The 18457-nt window shown below is 71.4% G+C and carries 16 protein-coding genes; 7 read left to right on the top strand and 9 right to left on the bottom strand.

Going from position 1 to position 18457, the window contains the following annotated elements; translation table 11 throughout:
• From ACOKM3_RS38105 to ACOKM3_RS38085, 5 genes are all read left to right on the top strand, one after another.
• A complete protein-coding gene (locus tag ACOKM3_RS38105; RefSeq protein WP_426905835.1) occupies nt 1-696 on the top strand; it encodes an alpha/beta fold hydrolase in 696 nt (231 codons plus the stop codon).
• Between the two features lie 129 nt (nt 697-825).
• Nucleotides 826-1602, top strand: coding sequence for an SDR family NAD(P)-dependent oxidoreductase (locus tag ACOKM3_RS38100; RefSeq protein ID WP_426905834.1), 777 nt, complete (start codon nt 826-828; stop codon nt 1600-1602).
• Nucleotides 1599-2378 carry an HpcH/HpaI aldolase family protein gene (locus tag ACOKM3_RS38095; RefSeq protein WP_426905833.1) on the top strand — a complete coding sequence of 260 codons (780 nt, stop codon included), beginning with the start codon at nt 1599-1601 and terminating at the stop codon, nt 2376-2378. Before ACOKM3_RS38100 ends, ACOKM3_RS38095 begins: the two co-directional genes overlap by 4 nt.
• 149 nt (nt 2379-2527) lie before the next feature.
• Nucleotides 2528-3895: an MFS transporter gene (locus ACOKM3_RS38090; RefSeq protein ID WP_426905832.1), complete on the top strand. Its 1368-nt coding sequence runs from the start codon at nt 2528-2530 to the stop codon at nt 3893-3895.
• Between the two features lie 88 nt (nt 3896-3983).
• Nucleotides 3984-4982 (top strand): nuclear transport factor 2 family protein, encoded by a 999-nt coding sequence (locus tag ACOKM3_RS38085; RefSeq protein WP_426905831.1) that lies wholly within the window; start codon nt 3984-3986, stop codon nt 4980-4982.
• A 224-nt stretch (nt 4983-5206) separates the two neighbouring features.
• On the opposite strand, the gene ACOKM3_RS38080 is transcribed toward ACOKM3_RS38085, so the two are convergent.
• The 5 genes from ACOKM3_RS38080 to ACOKM3_RS38060 all read right to left on the bottom strand — a co-directional run bounded on the left by ACOKM3_RS38080 (nt 5207) and on the right by ACOKM3_RS38060 (nt 10167).
• On the bottom strand, nt 5207-6358 hold the full coding sequence (locus tag ACOKM3_RS38080; protein WP_426905830.1) for an IS4 family transposase: 1152 nt from the start codon (nt 6356-6358) through the stop codon (nt 5207-5209).
• Between the two features lie 182 nt (nt 6359-6540).
• Nucleotides 6541-6978, bottom strand: a complete 438-nt coding sequence (locus tag ACOKM3_RS38075; protein WP_426905829.1) for a pyridoxamine 5'-phosphate oxidase family protein — start codon at nt 6976-6978, stop codon at nt 6541-6543.
• Between the two features lie 97 nt (nt 6979-7075).
• Nucleotides 7076-7789, bottom strand: coding sequence for an SDR family NAD(P)-dependent oxidoreductase (locus ACOKM3_RS38070; protein WP_426905828.1), 714 nt, complete (start codon nt 7787-7789; stop codon nt 7076-7078).
• Between the two features lie 45 nt (nt 7790-7834).
• Nucleotides 7835-8857 (bottom strand): zinc-dependent alcohol dehydrogenase family protein, encoded by a 1023-nt coding sequence (locus tag ACOKM3_RS38065; RefSeq protein ID WP_426905827.1) that lies wholly within the window; start codon nt 8855-8857, stop codon nt 7835-7837.
• Between the two features lie 65 nt (nt 8858-8922).
• Entirely contained in the window at nt 8923-10167 is a 1245-nt protein-coding gene (locus ACOKM3_RS38060; protein WP_426905826.1) for an MFS transporter, read from the bottom strand.
• Nucleotides 10168-10328: 161 nt separating this feature from the next.
• Between ACOKM3_RS38060 and ACOKM3_RS38055 the strand changes: the two genes are divergently transcribed.
• Together ACOKM3_RS38055 and ACOKM3_RS38050 are read left to right on the top strand one after the other, a co-directional pair.
• Entirely contained in the window at nt 10329-11228 is a 900-nt protein-coding gene (locus ACOKM3_RS38055; protein ID WP_426905825.1) for a helix-turn-helix transcriptional regulator, read from the top strand.
• Nucleotides 11229-11383: 155 nt separating this feature from the next.
• Nucleotides 11384-12298, top strand: a complete 915-nt coding sequence (locus tag ACOKM3_RS38050) for an endonuclease/exonuclease/phosphatase family protein (protein ID WP_426905824.1) — start codon at nt 11384-11386, stop codon at nt 12296-12298.
• Between the two features lie 24 nt (nt 12299-12322).
• Here ACOKM3_RS38050 and ACOKM3_RS38045 read toward each other — a convergent pair whose 3' ends face one another.
• The 4 genes from ACOKM3_RS38045 to ACOKM3_RS38030 form a co-directional block, all read right to left on the bottom strand.
• A complete protein-coding gene (locus ACOKM3_RS38045; RefSeq protein WP_426905823.1) occupies nt 12323-13528 on the bottom strand; it encodes an alkyl sulfatase dimerization domain-containing protein in 1206 nt (401 codons plus the stop codon).
• A gap of 66 nt (nt 13529-13594) precedes the next feature.
• Nucleotides 13595-14977, bottom strand: coding sequence for an MFS transporter (locus ACOKM3_RS38040; protein ID WP_426905822.1), 1383 nt, complete (start codon nt 14975-14977; stop codon nt 13595-13597).
• A gap of 15 nt (nt 14978-14992) precedes the next feature.
• Entirely contained in the window at nt 14993-16315 is a 1323-nt protein-coding gene (locus ACOKM3_RS38035) for an alkyl sulfatase dimerization domain-containing protein (protein WP_426905821.1), read from the bottom strand.
• The gene (locus ACOKM3_RS38030; RefSeq protein ID WP_426905820.1) at nt 16312-18357 is read right to left on the bottom strand and encodes an acetate--CoA ligase family protein; all 2046 of its coding nucleotides are present in this window, start codon (nt 18355-18357) and stop codon (nt 16312-16314) included. Before ACOKM3_RS38030 ends, ACOKM3_RS38035 begins: the two co-directional genes overlap by 4 nt.
• Between the last annotated feature and the right edge of the window lie 100 nt (nt 18358-18457).

The following is an 18457-nucleotide window of genomic DNA, read 5'->3' as shown; positions in this document are numbered from 1 at the left end:
GTGCCGCTGCCCCTGGTCGTGGTCCCCGGCATGCTCTGCGACGCGAGTCTGTGGTCGGACGTCACCTTCCCCGAGGGTCACGACGTCCACCACGTCGCGCTGACCCGTCCGGACATCGGGGCGCTCGCGGACGACGTGCTGTCCGTGGTGGACGGTCCGTTCGTGCTCGTCGGGCTCAGTCTGGGCGCCATCGTCGGGTTCGAGGCGCTGCGGCGGGCACCCGAGCGGGTCGCCGCACTGTGCGTGATGGCGACGAACGCCGCCGCCCCTCGCCCCGAACAGCACGTAGCCTGGCGGGAGTTGGACGATCTCGTCGCGGCCGGCCGGTTCGCGGAGGTGGTCGAGCGCACGCTGCCGGACATGTTCCCCGACCGTCACCCGAACGCGGCTGGTGCCGAGCGCTACCGCCGCATGGCGCAGGCCGTGGGCCCCGATGCCGCCCGCGCCCAGCTCGCCGCCCAGCCCACCCGCGAGGACGCCTTCGCGGCGCTGCGCTCGGCGCGCTGCCCCTCCGTCGTCCTCGCGGGCAGCCGGGACACGCTCTGCCCGCCCACCTTCCACCACGCCATCGCCGAGGCCCTGCCGCACGCCCGAATGCGCGAACTTCCCGACGCCGGGCACCTGGTGCCGTGGCAGCGGCCGGACGCCGTGGACGCGGCGCTGCACGAACTGGTCGCCGCGGTCGCCGCCGCCTGAGAACCGTCCCCGTATCCAACGAAGCGAGTTGAGGAGAGTCCTCATGCCCCGACATCTCAAGTCCCCCGCCCCCGTCGCCCGGGTGAAGTACGGCGGCACGACCCTGACCTGGAACGAGGAGGCGGGCGCATGACCTCCCGTACGGAAGCGCCGCTCGCCGGGCGGACCGCGCTCGTCACCGGCGGCGGCAGCGGACTCGGCCGGGCCATCACCCGGTCCTTGCTGGCCGACGGCGCCCGCGTGGTGATCACCGGGCGCAACGTGGACTCCTTGAAGAGCACCGCCGACGAGCTCGGGCCCGGGGTCGTCCCTCAGGTCTGCGACGTGTCCCGCCCCGGGGACGTCGACGCGCTCGCCTCGGCCCTCGCGGACGAGGAGATATCGATCCTGGTCAACAACGCCGGCATCGCGGGCCCCGTGGCGCCGCTGACCGACATCTCGCCCGAGGACTGGGACGAGGTCTTCGATGTGAACGTACGCGGTGTGTTCCTGATGTGCCGGTCGTTCCTTCCCGCCATGACACGTCGTGGGTCCGGTGATGTCATCAACGTGGCCTCGGTGTCGGGCAAGCGGCCGCTGCTGCGCCGCACACCGTACTGCGCGTCGAAGATGGCGGTCATCGGTCTGACGACGACTCTTGCGGGCGAGGTCGGCCCGCAGGGCGTCACGGTCAACTCCCTTTCCCCCGGGCCGGTTTCGGGCCCGCGCATGGAGCGCAACTTCCGGCTCGAGGCCGAGCGCACGGGCAGCAGCTACGCGGAGGCCGAGGAGGCCTTCGTGTCGCGTGCCGGGCTCGGCCGGATGGTGACCGAGGAAGAGGTGGGCGAGGCGGTGACGGCGATGCTGCGGATGCGCGGCATGTGCGGCGCCGATATCGACCTGTCGGCGGGGATGGTGGCACGATGAGCGTCCCTCGCACCCCGCGCCGCAGCCTCAAGCAGCGTCTGGCGGGCGGTGAATCGCTGCGCGGCGCCCTGTTGCGGCTGCCGTCGGAGACGCTGGTGGAGATGGCGGGCGTCGCCGGTCTGGACTACGTGGTCATCGACTGCGAGCACGGGCCCGCGGACACGGCGCTGCTCCAGCAGCACATCATGGCGGCGGAGGCCCACGGGATCGATGTCGTCGTGCGTGTGGGCACCGCCGAACCCACGCTGGCGCTGCGCGCCCTCGACCTGGGCGCCGCCGGTCTCATCCACCCGCACGTGGACGGCGCCGAGGACGCCCGGCGGGCCGTGGCCGCGAGCCACTACCCGCCCTGGGGCGAGCGGGGCTTCGCCACGTACAGCAGGTCGGGGCGGTTCGGCACGGTCACCGCCGCCGAGCATGTGGCCGCGTCCCGCGAGACGCTGGTCATCCCGATGATCGAGACGCGGCGCGCCTGCGCCGCCGCCGCCGAGATCGCCGGCACCGAGGGCGTGGACGCGGTGCTGGTTGGCCCGGCGGACCTCGGGGCGGACTGCGGCTTCCCCGCCCCGGAGGTCGTGAACGGCCTTGTCCAGCAGGCGCATCGGGCGACCGCGAAGAGCGGGCGCACGGTGATGACGATCGTCCCGCACCTCGAAGCGGCGCAGGCCGCCGAGGAGGCCGGGGCCCGGCTCATCGTCTTCAACATGGCGCAGGTACTGATGGACACCATGGGCGCCCTCGCGCACCGTCACGGCCGTGCCACACCTTCGTCGTGACACACCGCCTTCGGGCCCGTCCGCACCTCTTGACGACCCACTCCCGGAACCTTAACGTTCAACCCTAGTTCATACGTATGCATACGCCCGCACGTATGCACACCTCCCCCTCATTCGCACCCCTCATCCGCCGCGCGATCGGAGCAGCCATGTCCTCTGCAGCGCCACCTCGCACCACCCCAGCGACCGCCCCCGACGAAGCACAGAAGCGGAGCGCGATCCGCCGGGCCATCGGCGCGGGCAGCGTCGGCAACTTCGTCGAGCAGTTCGACTACGGCCTGTACGGCTACATGGCGCCGATCATGGCTCCGGCGTTCTTCCCCGAGAGCGACAAGACCGTTGCCGTGCTGGGTACTTACGCGATCATCGCGATCGCATGCCTGGTCCGTCCCCTCGGCGGGACCCTCCTCGGCCGCTGGGGCGACCGGGTGGGCCGCAGGAAGACGCTGCTGTGGACCCTGGTGGCCATGGGCGCGTCCACCGCCCTCGTCGCGGTCCTGCCCACGTACCACCAGGTCGGCATCCTGGCGCCGCTCCTGCTCCTGGCGCTCCGCGTGGTCCAGGGAGTCGTCTCCGGCGGCGAGTACGTCGGCGCGGTGGCGTTCATCGTCGAGTGGGCCGAGCCCAACCGGCGCGCCTACTACACCTCGTACGCCTCCAACAGCTGCTTCGTCGGTACCCTCGCGGGTGCCGGTGTCGCCGCGCTCACCAGCTGGGTGTTCGAGGGTCCCGCGCTGGACTCGTGGGGCTGGCGCATGCCGTTCCTGCTGGCGATCCCGCTCAGCCTGATCGGTCTGTGGATGCGCAGCCGCATCTCGGAGAGCCCGGAGTTCGTGCGGGCCACCGACGACGGCGCCGATGTCGTCAAGTCCCCGGTGCGCGAGGCCCTTCGCTCCCAGTGGCGGCCGATCCTGGTCTACTGCGGGATCTCCATCATGTGCGCGATCCTGTCCTACACCTGGGTCACGTTCTATCCGCAGTACCTGACGGACACGCTGGGCCTGCCCCGCTGGATGGGCCTGGCCTCCAACGCCATCTCGATCGCCGTCCTCATCCCGCTGCTGCCGCTGGCCGGCAAGCTCTCGGACCGCGTCGGGCGCAAGCCGATGCTCATCACGGGCGCCATCGCCTGCATCGTCCTCGTCCCGCTCGCCTTCTGGGTGGGCGACCGGGGCACCTTCGCCGCCGCGATCGTCAGCCAACTCATCTACCTGGTACCGGAGTTCTTCCTCACGGTGATCGTCACGGTCTGCGCGGCCGAACTCTTCTCCACCCGTACGCGGTTCAGCGCGAGCGCCATCGCGTACAACAGCTCGTTCTCCATCTTCATGGGGATCACCCCGTTCGTGGCGACGCTGCTCGTCGACACCTTCGACTCGATCTACGCGGTGTGGGCCTACCTGGCCGCCGGCGCGGTCCTGGCCCTCGTCGTCGTGACCGCCTTCATGACGGAGACGTACCGGAGCCAGCTGGGCGCGGACAAGTTCCCCCGCCAGGAGACACCACGGCCCGCCTGATCCCGCGGTCCCGGACCCCTTGCCCGGGACACCACACATCAGTCACGCTACATACGCATTCACACAGCACTGGAACGGAAGAACCACCATGGCCCTTGACCCCGTCGCGTACGAGCCCTACAACGACCCCGACGAGTTCATCCGCGAGGTGACCGACCGCATCTGGGTCGAGCGCGACATCGACCACATCGTCGCCAACTACGAGCCCGACTCGATCGTGCACGCCAGCCTCGGCACGGTCGTCGGCCGCGACGGTGTCATCGAAGGCAGCACGATGCGGATGGCCGCCGTGCCGGGCCACATCGGTCAGGCCGAGGACGTGGTGTGGGAGGCCCGCGGCGACGACGCGTTCCTCAGCTCACACCTGGTCTTCTCCGCCGACGAGCACCTCGTGGACGGCCGCAACATCCGCGTCCGCAAGCGCACGGTCGCCAACTGCCTCTACCGGCGCGGCCGCATGGTCGAGGAGTGGGTGGTGCGCGACGACCTCGCGGACTGCCTGCAGCTCGGCATCGACCCGGACGAGGCCGCGCGCGGCATCCAGTTCCAGGGCTACACCGGGTCGATGACCGAGGACCCGCCGAAGGACGTCCTCGTGGAGGGCGTCAGCGGCCCGCGCCCCGACGACTTCCGCCCCGAGTGCGAGATGGTCCTGGACTTCATCGAGCAGGTCTGGTCGCAGCGCCAACTCAACAAGGTCAACGACTTCATGGCGCGGGACCTCTTCCTGCACACCATCGGCGACCGCACCGTCATCCGCCCGGAGCGCTACCAGGCCGATCTGCTGGAGATGGTGGGCCCCTTCCCCGACGCGCGCTTCGCCGTACGGGACGTCCAGACCCACCACGCGGAGCGCTACGCGGGCCTGCGCGTCGCCGTGACCTGGACCATGCACGGCACGTACAAGGGCATTCCGGCCTTCGGTCCGCTCACCGGCAAGCCGGTCACGGTGCTCGGTGTCTCCCAGTTCCTGATCCAGGACGGCCGCATCGTGAAGGAGGTCCGCGTGTACGACGAGATCGCGCTGCGCGCGCAGATCAACGCGGGCCGTGAGGAAGGCGCGGACGTGGCAGCGAACATCTACTAGGCCCAATGCCGTTGCGTTACTGGCTCGTGGGTTGGGGGCGTTGGATGCGGATGGCCTGGGTGCCGGCGTGGGTGGGCTGTGGCCAGTGGCGGTGCTCGGCGCGCTTGAGCCAGTAGTTGGACATCTTGCGCTTGACGACCCGGGGCTGGCTGCGCAGGCGCCTGGGTGGCAGGAGTCTGTCCAGAAGGTCTTCTTCGAGGAGGTCCAGGTGCCGGGCCAGGAGGTCAGGGGGAAAAGGTGCCCGGCGTGAGGGTCACGCTGCGTCGGGCGGAGCGCAGGGTCTCGGTGAAGGAGACCCGGTCGGGATCGAGCTGGCGGGTGGCCGCGGTCTCCACCATCAGTTCCCGCAACGCGTGGTGGACCAGGAGATGGGCCCAGATCTGCTGCAGGGCCCCGTCGGGTGTCTTGCTGGAGAGGACCACCTTCGCGCCCCGCTGGTGGGTCTTGAGCTCGGCGAAGACGGCCTCGATCTCCCAGCGCTCCCGGTAGAGGGCGGCCAGCTCGCGGGCCGGGTGGCGGTGGGCGTCCAGCAACGTGGTGACCAGGCGGTAGTCCGTTTCCTCGTCGGCGAGCCGGTAGGCCACCACCCGGACCGTGACCGGGTCGCGGTGGCGGGCGTCGGTGCCGGCGTGGATGCGCGATAGCCATGATCCGTCCCGCAGGAGCCGTTCGACGGGCAGGACCCGGTTGGCGGGCACCCGCCACAAAAGGTCGGCCCCGGTGGCGGTGAAGGCCCGCCACAGCGGCACGCCGAGGAACTCGCGGTCGGCCAGCACGAGTTGGCCCGGCCCGCAGGAGCGGGGCAGCCGACCCACCAACGTCACCTCGCCGGTGCGGCAACCGGCGAGTTCCGCATCCAGCACCGCGTGGCTGCCCACCTCGACCAGGGCGGCCATCCGCACCTGCACGAACGCACTGCGGCCACTCCCGCGACTGTTGCCGGGCCGGCCGAAGGCCGCCTGGTTGGCCTCGCTGTCCGCCACGTCCCAGCAGGTCCCGTCCACCGCCAGTATCCGCAGTCCCCGCCAGAACGCGCCGGGCGTGGCCTCGGTGGCCAGCGGCTTCGCGGTGGCGGCGAACAGCACCCGCAGCGGCTCGGAGCCCAGCCGCTGCCGGGCCCGAAACAGCGAGGACTTCGCCGGAACATGCCAGTCACCCAGCAGCCCCAGGCCCCGCAGTCCCGCGACCAGATGGCGCATCACGTCCAGATACGGGGCGGGCGAGAACAACGCCAGCCCCAGCACGAAATACACCACCAGCCGCGCCGGAAGCAGCCGTCTGCGCTGCTCGGACCGGCCGCACGCGGCCACCACCCGATCCACCAGACCGGGCGGATACACCCAGGTCAACAGCCCCAGACCCGATAAGTCAGACACACTCGCAGTCACCCGCACCACCCCCGGGAAGCACAGTCAACCAGCCTACGCCGACAGCAAACGCAACGGCATTGCTACTAGGCCGACCTCTACTGGGTAGGCCGACATCTACTCGGCCGACACCAATGGGGCCCGGCGCAGCACATCGCGCCGGGCCCCGTCGTGCACCTGCCGAGACCCCGTCAGGACCGCGCGGCGACGTAACTGAGGTCCTTGGCCGTGAGTGACGTGGGGCTCAACTTCAGCCACATCGTGCCCCGTTCGCTCGGCTCGTCGTACAGGTAGCCCACGAAACGGTCGTCCCAGAGTGCCTCGTCCGCTCCCAGATAGCGGACCAGTTTGCGGCGGCCCCGCGGCACGTCGAACGGCACGAGTTCGGCCCGGCCCCGGGCGATCACCTGCTGGACCCGACCCGTCGCGACGTCGCATTCGTCCACGACGAGCGCGACATGCGGGTCGTCCTGCACCCGGTCGAACAGTCGGGCCCACGGCCCCGTCAGCACCCAGAACGCGCCGTCCTCCCACAGGAACCAGACCGGGCGGACGGTGGGGCCGCTGGTGGCGAGGCGCGCGGTGAGCGGCTGTCGCAGGAACGTGTCCACATCGAAGTCACGAGACATCACATCGCCCACCCTGTGGTGTCACGCCCCTCCTGTCGACCGACCTTCGACCTGCGACTTCCGTCCTAGGACGAGGTGCGCGGGACGCGAGCCGCACTCAGTCGAGCGCGACCCCCGTCAGGTCCCGCAGCGCCCGCAGGAGCCGTTCCTGGAACCGTGGGTCCCGCGCCGCCGGATGCGGGTCCTCGGTGTGGCGGTGGTACCAGTAGCCGCCGGTGGGCGGGGTGGCGCCGGTGTGGGTGGCCAGCCAGGTCTGGGTGCGGTGGCCGGCCGTCAGGTCGTCGGTGGCCGCCGGGCCGCCCATGCGGGTGGGGACCCAGCCCGGGTCGACGGCATGCGTGGCCGTGCCCTCCCAGCGGGTCGCGAAGGCCAGGGTCAGCGCGGTCACCCACAGCTTCGTGTCGCTGTACGTGGCCGTGCCGTCGGCGAGCCGCGTCAGGTCGGTGGAACCGTCCCTGTGCATGGAACTGCTGAGATAGACGAGCGTGGACGGCTTGTCCATGAGGGCGGTCAGTACGTACGGCGCGACCGTGTTGACCGTGGCCGCCTCGGGGGTGTGCATGGTGCCGGCGTTGTGAATGACCGCGTCGAAGCGGCCGAACTCCGCTGCCTGGCGGGCGACTTCGGAGAGTTCGGCGGTCTCGGCCAGGTCCCCGGTGACCACGCCCGCCCACCGGCCGGCCCCGGAGGGCGCGGCCACACGCTCCGGGGTCCGGGCGTGGACGACCACGTCGTGTCCATCCCCGGCCAGCTCGTCCGCCGTCGCGTGTCCGAGGCCGGTGGAGGCTCCCGTCACCAGGATCAGGGACATGTGCGTGTACTCCGTCCGTTGGTGGTCACAGCGTTCCGTAGGGGGTCACAGCGTAAGCAGGACCTTCGTGGCCCGTCGCTCGTCCATCGCCTTGTAGCCCTCGGGGGCCTGCTCCAGCGGCAGCGTGAGGTCGAAGACCTTGCCGGGGTCGATCTTCCGGTCCCAGATCAGCTGGATCAGTTCGGGAAGGAAGCGGCGCACGGGGGCGGGTCCGCCGAGGGTGTGGATACCGGCGAAGAAGAGCTGGATGCCGGGGATCTGGACGTCGTGGTTGACGCCGACGTAGCCCAGGTGGCCGCCGCCGCGGGTGGCGCCCACGGCCTGCATGAAGGACTCCTGCGTGCCGACCGCCTCGACGACGGAGTGCGCGCCGAGGCCGTCGGTGAGTTCCTTGATCTTCGCCACGCCCTCGTCGCCGCGCTCCTCGACGATGTCGGTCGCCCCGTAGTAGCGGGCCAGCTTCTGCCGCTCCGGGTGCCGGGACATCGCGATGATCCGTTCGGCGCCGAGCTGCTTGGCGGCCAGTACGGCCATCAGGCCGACGGCGCCGTCACCGACGACCGCGACGGTCTTGCCGGGTCCCGCCTCCGCGGCCACCGCGGCGAACCAGCCGGTGCCCAGCACGTCGGAGGCGGCGAGGAGGGCGGGGACCAGCTCCGGGTCGGGCTGCCCCGGGGTGGCGACGAGGGTGCCGTCGGCGTGCGGGATGCGAGCCCGCTCGGCCTGGGTGCCGATGCCGCCGTGGACGAATTCGGCGTGCACGCACTTGGACTGGAATCCGGCCCGGCAGATCTCGCAGGTGTTGTCCGAGATGACGAACGAACCGACGACGAAGTCCCCGGGCGCGACCGTCTCGACCGCGTCACCGACCTCCTCGACCACACCCACGTACTCGTGTCCCATGAGCGTGTGGTCGACGGGCTCGATCCCGCGGTAGGGCCACAGGTCGGAGCCGCAGATGCAGGTCGCTGTCAGCTTCACGATCGCGTCGGTGGGCTCGATGATCTTCGGGTCCTCGCGGTCCTCCACGCGGACGTCGCCGGCGTCGTGCATCACTACTCCACGCATGGTGGATCTCCTCGTTCCGTGTTCGGTGTTTGGTGTGTTTGGTGTGCTTGGTGCGTGTTCGGTGCCTACGCGTACCGCGGCATGGGGCGGCGATGCCTCGTGAGACCCATGATGATCGCGGGGATCAGGGTCAGCGAGGCGACGACCGTGCCGACGACGGCGGGGCCGGTCGTGCCGAGCGGGCCGTCCAGCGAGAGCCCGGCCGCCCAGGATCCGACGGCCGTGCCGAGGTTGAAGGCCGCGACGGTCAGGCCGGAGGCCAGCGCGGGGGCCCGGTCGGCGTAGCGGACGGCGAGGGCGATCAGGACCGGGTTGGCGCCGAGGCCGAAGAAGCCCAGCAGGGCGACCAGCACGACCGTCGCCGGGGCCGAGCCGGCCAGCAGGCAGATCGCCAGCAGCAGGAGCGTCGCCCCGGCCGGGGCGACGATGGTCACCGCGTGGGGGCGGCGGTCGCCCAGGCGGCCGCCGACGAGCGAGCCGACGAGGGCGCCCAGGCCGAAGCCGACCAGGACCAGCGGTACGTACCCGGAGGCGAGCCCTGACCGGCCGGTCAGCAGGGGCGCGATGTACGAGTACGCGGCCAGGACGCCGCCGGTCGTGGTGGCGCAGGCGGCCAGCACCAGCCAGAGCCGTCCGGAGCGCAGCGCCGACAGCTCGGAGCGGATCGATCCGGCGTGCCGGTCCCCGCCGTCGTGCGGGACGGTGCGGGCGATCAGGACGACGGCCGCGGCGGCGAGCGCCGCGAGCGCCCAGAACGGGCCGCGCCACCCCATGGCCTGTCCGGCGAACGCGCCCAGCGGCACTCCGACGACGTTGGCGAGCATCGCCCCGGCCCCGACGAGGCCCAGGGCGCGGGCGCTCGCGGCCGGTCCCGCGGCGTTCGCGGCGGCCACGTTGGCCACGGCCCAGAACGCGCCCGTGGCGATCGCGGTCAGGAACCGGGCCGCCAGCAGCAGCGGGAAGCTGGAGCCGAGGGCGACGACGACGTGGCCCACGGCGAAGACACCCAGGGCCAGCATCAGGGTCAGCCGCTTGGGCAGCCGCAGCGTGAGCATCGCCATCAGCGGCGCGCCCACGATCATCCCGACGGCGAAGACGGTGATCAGGAGCCCCGTCCGCGCCACGCCGACCTGGAGATCTCCCGCGATCTCGGGCAGCAGCCCGGCCACCACGAATTCGGTGGTGCCCATCAGGAACGTGCCCATCGCCAGCACGTACACGACGAGCGGGAGGCGGGCGGGCGCGGACTGCTCGAAAGCATCGGGGCGCGTGTCGGCGGGGGCGTGGAGGGTTCCTCCTCGCGTACTCATGCATCAACTCCGTGGGGTACATCCGTGGGGTGCCTGTGCGCAGCACCTCTGTGCCGTGCTGATCCCACGAAACCGGTGTTTCCGCAGGTGGAGAAGGTCGCGTTTATAGGGGGTACAAGCTCGACCTCCCTCCGCGGCGGACCGTCGTTACCGTGGAACGCATGGACGAGCGAAGCGACCAGCGCGGCGAGATCAGGGACTTTCTCGCCAGTCGACGCGCCAGGATCACCCCGGAGCAGGCCGGGCTGCCCACGAGCACCCGGCGGCGCGTGCCCGGGCTGCGGCGCGAGGAGGTCGCCGTACTGGCGGGTGTCAGCACCGAGTGGTACACGCGGCTGGAGAAGGGACACATCGGCGGCGTCTCCGAGGACGTCCTCGCCGCGGTCGCACAGGCCCTGCAACTGGACGAGGACGAGCGCACCTATCTGTTCGACCTGGCCCGCGCCGCCAAGCCCGCCCACCGGGCGCCGTCCCGCCGCAGGGATGTCGCCGTGCCGCCGCGCGTCCAGTGGATGCTCGACTCGATGACCATGTCCTCGGCCTTCGTACGCAACGGCCGCCAGGACGTCATCGCCCACAACGCGCTGGCCCACGCCCTGCACACGCCGATGTTCGCCAGCCCCACCACGGACAAGCAGGGCCGCCCCAACATCGCCCGCTACATCTTCCTCGACCCCGGATCGCAGGACTTCTTCGTCGACTGGGACGCCGCCACCGTCGCGACCACCGCCCTGCTGCGCGCCGAGGCGGGCCGCGAGCCCCACGACCGGGCGCTGCGCGAACTCATCGGTGAACTGTCCACGCTCAGCCCCGAGTTCCGCTCCCAGTGGGCCGCCCACGACGTCCGCATCCGCCACGAAGGCATCAAGCGGCTGCACCACCCCGACGTCGGTGACCTGGAACTCTCCTACCTCTCCCTGGATCTGCCGATGGCGAGCCGCGCGGTGCACGATCTGACGCTCTACTCGGCCGAACCCGGCACCACCTCCGAGGAGCGCCTCAAGCTCCTCTCCAGCCTGGCGGCCACCCGCTCCCACGAGGCCGCCCCGCCCCGCGCATAGTTCCCCGTCCCCCGCTTCACGCCAACAGCCCCTGGGCACTTAGGAGTCAAGGGCCCACAGACGTCACATCCACCGCCGCCGAACGTTCACCTCCGCCTCACCCGAGCTCGCCACCGTGGGTCCCCTGCCCAGACTTCGACGCACCGGGAGGACCCATGACCGAGCACCCCCGCCTCACGCGCCGCCACGGACTGCGTGCCGCACTCGCCGTGGCCGCGGCGCTTCCCGCCGCCGCGGCCGTGACCACCACCGCCGCCGCGCCCGCGACCGCTGGGACGTCGGGCCACGGAGGGCGTCTGCACGTCATGACGTTCAACCTCCGCTACGCCTCCGACACCTCGCCGCACTCCTGGGCCGACCGCCGCCCGGTGATGCGCGAGCTGCTCCGCGCCGAACGGCCGCACGTCATCGGCACCCAGGAGGGCCTGTACCACCAACTCCAGGACATCCACGCCGACTTGGGCGAACACTACGCCTGGATCGGCACGGGCAGAGCGGGCGGCAGCCGGGACGAGTTCGGCACCGTCTTCTACGACACGCGACGCCTGCGCCCCGTCGAGTTCGACCACTTCTGGCTCTCCGACACCCCGGAGCTGATCGGCTCGAAGACCTGGGGCAACTCGGTGATCCGGATGGCCACATGGGTGCGCTTCGCCGACCTCACCGAGGGCGGCAAGGAGTTCTACGTCCTCAACACCCACTTCGACCACCAGGTCCAGGTGTCCCGCGTGAAGTCGGCGGAGCTGATCGCCTCGCGGATCGCGGCGCTCGACAAGTCCCTGCCGCTGCTGATGACCGGCGACTTCAACGTGGCCGCGCACGGCAACCCGGTCTACGACCAGCTCCTCGCCACGGGCCTCAAGGACACCTGGGACGCGGCCGCCCGGCGCAGCAAGCTCTATGCCACGTTCCACGGTTACAAGCCGCTCGTCCCGGACGGCGACCGCATCGACTGGATCCTCGCCACGCCGGGCGTGACCGTGCACTCCGCGGCCATCAACACGTATGAGAAGAACGGCCAGTTCCCCAGTGACCATCTGCCGGTGCAGGTGAGGCTGACGCTCGGCTGAGCCGTTGCCCACCGAGCAGATGGTTCAGTCAGTGACCCGGTAGAAGCTGCGGGACACGTAGCTGGTGGCCTCCTTCGCCCGTAGGGCGCACAGTTCGCTCTTGAGCTCGCGCGCTGCCGCGAGTTCGGGGGCGTCGCCGGGGGCCAGGGCCAGGAGGTCGACGACGTGCAGGGCCTCCTGCACCCGGCCCGCGTCCCGCAGCCGGGCCGCGTGGTCGAGGACCGCCTGCTTGTCCGTGATCGCCTCCGCGCGGGCAGCGGCGGCGGCCGCGGGCCGCGAGGGGTGCAGGGTCGTCGGGTTCCCGTCCCACCAGCCGGTCTCGGAGCGCACGATGTCCCGGACGATGTATTCGCGGTGGCCGTACGCCTCCCGCATCCACGGGACATCGAACAGCTCGGCGGGGTAGTCGAGTTCGTGCACGATGTCGTCCACGCACATTCCTTCGTTGAGGCGGTCGACGACCGCGCGGCGCAGCCAGCGCAGGGCGGCAGCGGTCGCGGTGAGTTGTTCGGTGCCGCCCTCGCGGATGACCGGGCCGAACTCCGGGATCAGGGTGGCGGGTTCGAGCGCGGCGAGCCGGTCGAGGGTGTCGGCCCAGCGCACGGTGTCCCGCATGGTGCGCATCGGTGTGCCGATGTTCGGGATGCCGTTGATGACGGCGGCGCTGCCGTACAGGATCCGCTCCTGCGGCAGCCACACGGCGGTCACGTCGTCGGTCTCCGACGGGGCCCACAGCAGCCGGACGGTGCGGCCGGCACTGCCCAGCGTGAGGGACTCGCCGTACGTCTCGTCGGGGAAGGTCAGGGGCGGCACGGCCGGGAAGGCCTCGGCCGGCTTGCGGAACTGGCGGGTGTTGATGTGGTTCTGCAGTCCGGCGGTCTCGAGATAGCGGCGGTAGCGGCGCACGACGTTCTCGTGGGCGATGACCGTCGGGCGCGGCTCTCCGCGCTCGGCGGCGGCGTCGAGGAAGCCTCGGACTCCGTAGTTGTAGCCGAGGTGGCCGTGGCTGTAGACGATCCAGCGCACCGGTTCGTCCGTGTGCTCGCGCAGCCGGTCCAGGGCCTCGGGGACGACGGCCGGGGCGGGTCCCGAGTCGATGACCAGCAGTCCCTGGTCGGTCTCCACGGCGAGGCTGTTGCCCTGAAGGCCGATGGTGTAGACGCCGGGTGCGACGACGGCGACCTCTCGGGAGCCGAGGAGGGGATTGTCGTCGGGCTTCGTGGTGAGCACGGTCAACACTCCTTTGTGCGGACGGGAGTTGGGGCAACACGGACACAGGCATCACGAGTTGCGGCATCACGGGCGGGCGCGGCCGAGGCGGCGGGCGTCGCGCTCGGGGTGTACGAAGATCACGGCGAGCAGGCCGCCGACCAGCATGAGCACTCCGGCCCCGGTGAACGCCAGGTCGTATCCGGCGGCCGGGTCCGGCGCGGCCTCGACGACGAGTCCGGTGACATACGGGGCGAGCAGGCCGGCCGTCGTGACGATTCCTACGGTCATCGACAGGACGGAGCCACGCTGGCGAGCGGGGGTGATCTCGCTGGTGACGGTGACACCGATGGCGAAGAGGATCCCGCCCAGACTGAACGCGACGGTGAGCAGGGCGAGTTGGATCCCGCCTTCGGGGGCGAGCGGGAACAGCACCATCGCCATGCCCGCGACGAGGATGCCGACCCCGCCGAGCACACCGCGGGCCATCCGGCTGGAGACTCCGCGCCGCATCAGCCACTGCGTCAGCACACCCTGCCCGAGGTTGAACACCGCCGTGGCGATCCAGGGCAGCACCACCAGCGTGCCGGTGGTGGACGCGCTGTAGCCGAGAACGGTCTCCAGGTAGGGCGGCACCCATGCGATCAGCAGCGCCAGCGCCCAGTAGGCGGCGAAGGAACCCACGAAACCGCCCAGCCAGGTGCCGCTGAGCAGGATGCGGCGGTACGGGACCCGGGGTACCTCGGCCACGGCGGCCGGGCCCGCACTGCCGTGCCGCGTCCCGGTGTCGGAGACACTTCCCTCCTTGCCGAGGACCGCCCACAGCAACGCCCACACCACACCGACCGCGAACAGTGACACGAACGCCCACCGCCAGCCGAACGCGGCGATCACCGCGACGAGCAACGGGGACGCCAGTGCCACCCCGATCCCGGGGCCGACGTTGAGCAGCGCGGTGGGCAGGCTCCGCTTCTCGTTGGGGAACCACTTGTGCACGGCGTGCATGGCGACCGGGTTGGCAGGACCCTCGGCCGCGCCCAGCACCACGCGGCCGGCGAGCAGCACACCGAATCCGACGGGGGCGAGGACCGGCAGCATGGTCAGCGCCCACACCACGGCCATCGCCATGAGCAGCCACTTCGTGGGCACACGGTCGGAGGCGAAGCCGACGAGGATCGCCGAGAGGCTGAAGAGGAAGTAGAAGCCGCTGGAGAGCAGCCCGTATTCGCTGGGGCTGAGCCCCAGGTCATGCATGATCGGCTTCGCCGCCAGGCCGAGCACGGCCTTGTCGAGGAAGTTGATCAGCATGAAGGCCAGTAGCAGGAAGGTCACCAGCCAGGCGCGCCGGGGGCTGCCGCCCTGTGCCTCATTCGCGAGCGGTGGTCCTGTGGGTGGTGTGTCGGTTCGCTCCGAAGCGGGTTGTGCGGAGTCGGGGAGTTCCGAAGCGGGTCGTACGGAGGGGACGTCCACGTCAACTCTCCTTCGTCAAATGGCCCACCGCGTACGGCCCGCGGTCCGCGCGCGCAGTTGGCTTTCGAGGTCGTCGCCCGCGAGGACGGCGCGGGACTCGGCGGCGGCCCAGGCGTAGACGCCCTTGGCCATCGTCGACGTGGCCGCCTTCTCCAGGGCGGCGAAGACCTCCGCGCGGGCCGCGTGTGCGTCCTTGTCGTCGGGCGCGGCGTCGGCGGCCAGTTGGGCGAAGTGGCCGGCCAGTCGATGCTCGCCGCGGGCGAGGAGTTCGCGGGCCCGTTCGGCGAGCCGGTCCGCACCGCCGGTCAGCTGCGCGATCTCGCGGGACAGCTCGCTGCGGCGGGCGGGCTTGAGGTGGGAGGGGTCGCCGTCGTACCAACCCCCGTACAGCCGCCAGAGGTTGCGGACGACGAACTCGGGCTCGTCGTACGACGGCTTGAGGTAGGGCTTGCGCAGCAGCTCGGCGGGCGCGGTGACGTCGTGGACGACCTCGTCCAGGGTGGCCCCGGCGTTCATGGCCGCGAGCGTCTGGTCGTGCAGGGTCTGCAGGAACTCGGCGGTGTCGCTGAGCGCGGTGCGGATGCGCTCGGCGCCGACGATCGGCACACCGTGGCCGGGCAGCAGGATCTCCGCGCCCAGACCGGCCATCCACCGCAGGGCCTGCGCCCACTCCAGGGCGTACCGCTGGACCTTCTGCGGGTTGCCGGGGTTGGGCGAGGACCAGATGAAGAAGTCGCCGCAGCACAGGATCCCGCGCCCGGGGAGCCACGCGATGGTGGCGTCGTCGGTCTCGCCGCGCGCGTGCCGCAGCCGTACGTCGAGGTCTCCCACGCGCATGTCGGTGCGGTCGGAGTAGGTGACGTCGGGGTGGCGGTAGTCGGTCGGCCAGCGGAAGTCGGGGCGCTGGAACTGGCGTTGGTTGATCACGCCGTTGTAGCCGGCGGTCGCGGCGTAGCGGCGGAAGCGCGGCGGGGTGTTCTCGTGGGCGACGACCAGGGGGCGGGGCGCGCCGCGCTCGGCGGCCTCGGTGTCGAAGGGGGCCATTCCGAAGACGTGGTCGATGTGGCCGTGGGAGTACACGGCGGTGTGCAGCCGCGCGTCGGTGCGGGCCCGCACGGCGGCGTGCAGGTCGTCCGCCGTGCGCTTCTCCCCGGTGTCGTAGCAGAACAGGCCGTCGGAGGTGGGGAACAGGTAGACGTTGCCGAAGGCCGGCCACATCCACACCCCGTCCGCGACCTCGCGCAGTCCTTCGCGGCGCAGCTCGCCGGAGTGGTAGACCTTCGTGCTTGCCTCGCCGCGCCATACGCGGTCGGCGTATTCGAGCAGGTCGTCGGTCACTTGCGGGCTCCTTCTCCCTCGTGGTGCCTGATCAGCGCGTCGACGGCGATCAGCCGGTCGCCGACGACGCACAGCGGGTTGATGTCGACCTCTTCGATGCCGGGGTGTTCGTCCAGCAGCCGGGTCAGGGAGGTGACGGCCCGCGCGGTCGCCGCCGCGGGCGCGCCGAGTGCGAAGGCGGCCCAGTCCGCGAGTTCGCGGATCTGGTCGTCGGTGGCCGGCAGCAGCAGGCCGCGTCGCGGTGCCGCGGGGTCCTCGGCCCGGTCGCCGCCGGCGCCGAGCAGCAGGGCGGTGCCGTATACGGGGTCATGGGTGGCGCCGAGTGCCAGTTCGGCGGTGTGTTCCAGGAGCGGCTGGGCCACCAGGCGGCGGTCGGGGTCGGTGGACTCCGCCTCCAGCCGGTGCGCCAACTCGGCTACCTTTTCGGCCAGTTGTCCCTCATCCACTCCGACCTGTACGAGGCCGTGCCGCGCTCGGTGCGGTACGTCGGCGGCGTCACCCTTGAGGACGTAGGAGCCCTGCCACCCGGAGCGTCGGACCTCAGCGACGAGCCCGTCTGCGTCGGCGGCGGACACGGTCGGGACGTGCGCGATGCCCGCGGCCCCGGTCAGCGGCGCGGACCGGAGCTCGGACCACGCCCACCGCGTCGCGGCCGGCCGCTCGGGCGGCACGGCCCTGGGCGGCGCGGCATCCGGGACCAGTACGCGCAGCCGCCGCAGGAACCCGCCGATGCTCCCGACCACCGTCTCCGGCATCCCCAGCCGTTCGAGTTCGCCGGACGGTGCGCACGCCCACACGAACCAGGCCGGTGTGCGCATCGACTGCGCCGCCCGCGCGAGGCGGTGATAGGCCTCCGGGAACAGGTCGCCGAACGTCAAGTACAGGACAACGCCGTCGAGTTCGGGGTCCTCGTCGAGTACGCCCAGGAGGTCCTCGACGCGGTCCATCCAGCGGAACAGGTTGCCGCCGAGGTCGACCGGGTTGGCGTCGGTGGCCTCCACGCCGCCGATCGCGGCCAGGCGGCGCCGGGTCTCGGCGGACAGCGCGGGGATGCGGACGCCCATCGCCGTCAGGTTGTCGGCGAGCACGCCGCCCGCACCGCCGGACATGGTGAGGACCGCGAGCCGTGGCGCGGGCGGGAGCTGGATGCCCCGGCGGGCGCACAGCACCGCGTCCACGAGCTGGTCGTCGTCGGTCACGAGCCGGATGCCCTCCTGCCGGCACAGCGACGCGAGCAGCAGGTGGTCGCCCGCGACGGCGGCGGTGTGCGAGAGCGCGGCCCGTCGGCCCGCGACGCTGCGGCCCACGGTCAGCGCGACGACGGTCTTCCCCGACTCCCGGGCCCGCCGCCCCAGTTCCCGCAGCCCCGCCGCGTCGCGGACCCCCTCCAGGTAGAGGACCAGCACCTCGACGTCGGGCTGCGCGAGCAGGTGGCCGCCGAGTTCGCCGACGGACAGGCACGCCTCGTTGCCGACACTGGCGTAGTAGGAGTACCCGAGGCCCGCCCGCTCCAGGAGGTCGGCGAGGACGAAGCCGACCGCGCCGCTCTGGGTGACGATCGCGACGGGGCCCGGCTCGCCGCGCTCGCGGTCCAGGAACACCGTCGTCGACACCTGCACTCCGGCCGGGCGGCTGACCAGGCCGAGGCAGTTGGGGCCGAGCACCGGCATGTCACCGGCCGCGGCGCGCAGTTCGTCCTGGAGCCGCTCGTCGCCCTCCTCGGCGAAGCCGGAGGCGTAGACGATCGCGGCGCCCGCGCCCGCCTCGCGGGCTTCGCGCAGCAGCCCGGGCACGGTCGCCGCCGGAGTCGCGAGCACGACCAGGTCCGGGCCGTGCCCGATCTCCGCGAGCGATCCCACGGTCCGGACGCCCGGCAGCGTCAGCTCTCCCCTGGTGACGGCGTACACATCACCCTCGTATCCGCCGGAAAGGAGTCGCTTGACGGTGATGCGCCCCCATGACAGTTCCTGGGACGCCGATACGCCCACCACGGCGATGGACTTCGGCCGGAACAGCGGCTCGCAACGCATGACTTCGGGCACCAACGGACAACTCCCTGTGGCTCGGACCACCGCGGACGGGTCCCACTGTGCCGACGCCGCCCACCGGGAGTAAGCGCTTGGTCACCAAGATTTCGGCTAG

Origin of the sequence: Streptomyces nidicola, from assembly GCF_050106155.1 — a bacterium.
Lineage (GTDB): Bacteria > Actinomycetota > Actinomycetes > Streptomycetales > Streptomycetaceae > Streptomyces.
Note: the sequence above shows the minus strand (reverse complement) of the source record. Positions and strands in the feature narration are given on the sequence as shown.